This is a genomic window from Polaromonas sp. P3_C2, from assembly GCF_056402675.1.
In genome coordinates, this window is record NZ_JBFUGX010000949.1 from 1 (window position 1) to 1,242 (window position 1,242).

The 1,242-nt window shown below is 64.4% G+C and carries 1 protein-coding gene; it reads left to right on the plus strand.

What is annotated here, in order from left to right:
* Positions 1–204: 204 nt before the first annotated feature.
* Positions 205–1,242 (plus strand): alkaline phosphatase PhoX (locus AC1DWI_RS23685; protein WP_477725977.1); only part of this gene is annotated, 1,038 nt, incomplete at its 3' end.

The following is a 1,242-nucleotide window of genomic DNA, read 5'->3' on the forward strand; positions in this document are numbered from 1 at the left end:
CGCCCGGGGATATTCAAGTACCGGGCGCGAGGTTAATCAGCGGGGGCCGCCCCTGCCTGGGGCCGTCTGTGGCAGCCCTTTTCAAGAAACTGTCACACAAGCTTCCTAAGATTCCCGCAGCGCAGCCCGACTTGCCCCGCCGGAGTGCGCGGCCAGGGCTGCGGCTTCACGACCACTCCACCTGAAACACTGGAAACCATAACAATGTCCGACCTGGCCACCCCCTCCCTTCCCTCCCGCCGCACGGCCCTGAAATTCCTGGCGACCGCGCCCATGCTGCCGCTGGGGGCCCTGGCCTCCAGCACCCTGCTGTCGGGCTGCGCCACCGGAAGCGGCCCTGCCGCAGCGGGCAATTACATGGCTTCCAGCTTCACGTCCATGGCCGCCCCAACGCTTGCTGATGCGGCCGCCATGGCCACCACCACTGTGGGCTCCAGCCTGCAGGTCCGCCTCAAAGACAACAGCACGCAGAGCTACAAGCTCGCCTACCAGCCCTTCTTCGTCACCGGCGACATGGTGCCGGACGGCAAGGGCGGCACCATCCTTGCCGGCGGCTATGTGGACATCAACAACCGGCCCATCATCGACCGCTCGGTGCCGGGCAAGGAACGCCAGATATTCTCCGACTCGCCCGACGGCACTTCGCTGCTGGGTCTCGCCAACGCCAATGTCCCCGGTATCAAGGGCAAGGCGGTGTTCGCCGTGGTGCAGTTTGAATACACCACACGCGACCAGGCTGGCGCTGACGCTTACGGCAACCTGCCCTCACCCATCGCCGTGCTGACGCTGGACCAGGACCAGGCCACCGGCAAGCTCAGCCTGGTGAAGTACCACAACGTCGACATGTCCAGGGCGCACGGCCTGTGGATCACCTGCGGCGCCAGCCTGTCGCCCTGGAACACCCACCTCTCCAGCGAAGAGTACGAGCCCGACGCACCTTTTGCCGCCGAAAGTGCACAGTTCAGGAAGTTCAGCAAGAACGTCTACGGCGACGAAACCAAAGCGAACCCCTATCACTACGGCCACCTGCCTGAAGTCACCGTGCATCCCGACGGCACCGGCACGGTCAAAAAGCACTACAACATGGGCCGCATCTCGCACGAGCTGGTGCAGGTCATGCCAGACAACCGCACCGTGCTGATGGGCGACGACGCCACCAACAGCGGCCTCTTTGTCTTTGTGGCCGACCGCGAAAAAGACCTGTCTTCCGGCACGCTGTATGTGGGCAAGCTGGGCACCGGC